Source organism: Actinoplanes sp. NPDC051633, from assembly GCF_040681735.1.
Lineage (GTDB): Bacteria > Actinomycetota > Actinomycetes > Mycobacteriales > Micromonosporaceae > Actinoplanes.
On the sequence record NZ_JBFAZH010000945.1, the window covers coordinates 1 to 3,064 of the forward strand.

General features: G+C 70.7%; 3 protein-coding genes and 1 pseudogene. 1 reads left to right on the top strand and 3 read right to left on the bottom strand.

Features of this window, described 5'->3' with window-relative positions:
- The 3 genes from AB0M20_RS34905 to AB0M20_RS34915 all read right to left on the bottom strand — a co-directional run.
- The coding region (locus tag AB0M20_RS34905; protein ID WP_364304691.1) for a ketopantoate reductase family protein at positions 1 to 873 on the bottom strand (873 nt) is incomplete at its 3' end.
- A gap of 3 nt (positions 874 to 876) precedes the next feature.
- Positions 877 to 1,140, bottom strand: coding sequence for a UBP-type zinc finger domain-containing protein (locus AB0M20_RS34910; protein ID WP_364304693.1), 264 nt, complete (start codon positions 1,138 to 1,140; stop codon positions 877 to 879).
- On the bottom strand, positions 1,137 to 2,711 hold the full coding sequence (locus AB0M20_RS34915; RefSeq protein ID WP_364304695.1) for a Na+/H+ antiporter: 1,575 nt from the start codon (positions 2,709 to 2,711) through the stop codon (positions 1,137 to 1,139). The genes AB0M20_RS34910 and AB0M20_RS34915 overlap by 4 nt, the downstream gene beginning before the upstream one ends.
- A 90-nt stretch (positions 2,712 to 2,801) precedes the next feature.
- Here AB0M20_RS34915 and AB0M20_RS34920 point away from each other — a divergent pair.
- Positions 2,802 to 3,064, top strand: a pseudogene (locus AB0M20_RS34920) (ketoacyl-ACP synthase III); the annotation flags it as partial.

Below are 3,064 nucleotides of genomic sequence, written 5' to 3' on the forward strand. Positions count from 1 at the left end.
TAGTTTTCGTGTGTGCGATTTCGTATTTTTTTCGCGGTGACGCTCGGCCTCCGCGTGGTAGTCGGCCAGGATCGCCTCCGCCTCCAGAGGAGCTCCGGCGGCCATGTCCCGATTCATCGTCGAGGTGGTGCGCTCGGTGGTCACCACCCCGGCCCTCAGGAAGGCCCGGGCGCCATCGCTCGGCGGAAATCCGGCGGCGACGGCGATGGCGGTCGCCTCGGCGGCGATGGCGCTGGTCAGGGCCGACCCGCCGGGCACCGAGTTGATCTCGCCTATCGAGGCGCCGAAGAGCGTGGTGGCCGCGCCGATGCTCGCCAGGAAGACCCACTTCTCCCACATCTCGTGGACGATGTCGGTGGATCCGGCGACCACGAACTCGGCGCCGGAGAGCGCCTCGGTGACCCGGTCGTCGGGTTCGCCGTCCGGCCGGCCATGCACGATCCGGTGCATGCCGGTGAACTGCACCACGTCGCCGTCATCGGTCAGCATGGCGTGGATCCGGCAGACCCCGCCGTACGCGCGGTCCGGCCCGAACGCCCCGGTCAGCGTCGCCAGGTGCCGCATGCCGTTGAGCAGCGGGACCACCGCGGAGTCCGGACCGACCGCAGGGGTCACGTCGCGCAGGGCCTCGTCGAGCGTGTAGCTCTTCACGGCGAGGATCACCAGGTCGTACACGCCGTCGAGGGTCTCGGCGGTGACCAGGTGCGGCTTGACCACCGACTCGCCGGTCGGCGACTTGATCCGCAGGCCGCGCTCGGTAAGCGTCGCGGCCCGGCGGGGCCGCACCAGGAAACTGACGTCCTTGCCGGCCTCGGCCAGCCGGCCGCCGAAGTAGCCACCGGTCGCGCCCGCGCCGACGATGAGGATGCGCATCGTTTACCCCAGCACCTCGTCGACAAAGCACCAGCGCCAGTCCTCGCCCGGCTCGAAGCTGCGCATCGCCGGGTGCGCGGACTCCTCGTGGTGCCGGCTCATGTGCCGCCGCGGCGACGAGTCGCAGCACGCGACGAAGCCGCAGTTCAAGCACAACCTCAGGTGCACCCAGTCGGAGAACCCGCCCTCGACGCACTGCGGACAGCCCTGGTCGTAGGGCGTCACCGGGGCCGGGTCCGCGGCCTCCTTGAGATGCTGGCAGATCACTGCTCGTCACTCCGGCTCAACTGGGACTCCTCCAGATCGAGGTCACGCTGGGCGCGGGTGAGCACCTCCTCGGGGATCCGCCCCTCATTGCGGGCGATCTTGAAGACGTGCCGCTCCGCCATGATCATCTCGCGTCGCAACCGGCCGTACGCGGCCGAGGGGGTCTCCTGCTCCTGACTGCCGAGGCGTTCCCAGGCGCCGTTGTTCCGATTCTCCGCGATCCCGCGCAGCCGCTCGACCACCGAGTCCGGCGCGCCGTCGACGTTGTCCTCGAGAGCCTTGAGGGCCGCGCGGCTCGCCTGATTCTGCACGCTCGCCTCGGCCAGCGCGTCGGCGACGGTGGTGTCCTCGTGCACACCGAGGCGCCGGGCCAGCAGCGGCAGTGTGGTGCCCTGCAGCAGCAGGGTCAGCACGATGATCGCGAAGGCGACGAAGACGAACAGGTCACGAGGATAATTGCTGGTCACGGCGTTGGACTCGGGAAGGCTCAGCACCGCGGCGAGGGTGACCACGCCACGCATGCCGGCCCAGCCGAGCACGGTCGGGCCGGTCGCCGAGGTCGGCCCCTCGCGGTCGCGCACCCGCGGGGACAGCCGGGCCAGGTAGTACGCCGGATACATCCACACGAACCGCAGCACGACGATCAGCCCGAAAACCAGCGCGGTGGCCTGGATGGTCGTGCCGATCCCGGTCTCCAGGTCGCTGACCAGCTCGCGCAACTGCAGCCCGACCAGCAGGAACACCACGCCCTCGAGCAGGAAGGTGATGAGCCGCCAGACCGCCTCCATCTGCAGCCGGGAGGTCGGCGACAACAGGTACGGGATCCGGTGGCCGAGATAGAGACCGGCCACCACCACCGCGACGATGCCGGAGGTCTCCAGCTTCTCGGCGACGATCACCACCACGAACGGGGTGAGCAGCGACACCGCGTCGTCCAGCAGCGGGTCCTCGATCTTCTTGTGCAGCCAGGCCGCCGCCACCGCCGCCGCCACGCCGAGCAGCAGCCCGCCGCCGGCGGTGACCACCACGTCGCCGGCGATCTCCCAGAACCCGACCGCGAGGCCGGTCAGCGCGCCGGCGGACACCCGCAGCAGCACCAGCGCGGTCGCGTCGTTGAGCAGGCTCTCGCCCTCGAGGATGGTGACGATCCGCCGCGGCAGGCCGATCCGCCGGGCGATCGCGGTGGCCGACACCGCGTCGGGCGGCGCCACCACCGCGCCCAGCGCGATGCAGGCCGACAGCGGCACCTCGGGCAGCAGCAGGTGCAGGCCGACGCCGACCAGCACGGCGGTGAACACCACCAGGCCGATCGCGAGCAGCATGATCGGGCGCAACGCCCGGCGGAACGCGGGCACCGAGGTCTGCAGCGCGGCGACGTAGAGCAGCGGTGGCAGGATGCCCACCAGCACGAGCTCCGGTTCGATGTGAATCTCGGGCAGACCGGGCACGAAAGACAGGGCGAGACCGCCGACGAGCAGCACGAGGGGCGCCACGAACCCGAGCCGCCGGGCGAGCGCAGCCCCCACGACGGCGATCACGATCATCACGACCGTATCGACGATGCCTTCCATGCCGGGAAGCTTAGAGCCGCCGCCCGTACCGGAAAGAATGAGCCGGGGTACTCACGACCGTGACCTGCCACACCCGGCATGGTGGCGGGCATGACTGCGATCTTGCGTGTCGGCATCACCGCCATGGCGGCCTGCCTCCCCGCTGCCGAGCTGACCACCGACGAACTGCAGCGCCGGGTCGCCACGGCCAGCGACCTGCCGCTGCCGGACGGGATGTTCGCGCAGGCCACCGGCATCGAACGCCGGCGGGTGGCGGCCGACGACGAGTACGCGTCCGACCTGGCGGTGGGCGCCGCCCGCAAGGTTTTGGCGGACGCCGGCCTCGACCCGCTCGACCTGGACCTGCTGCTCTT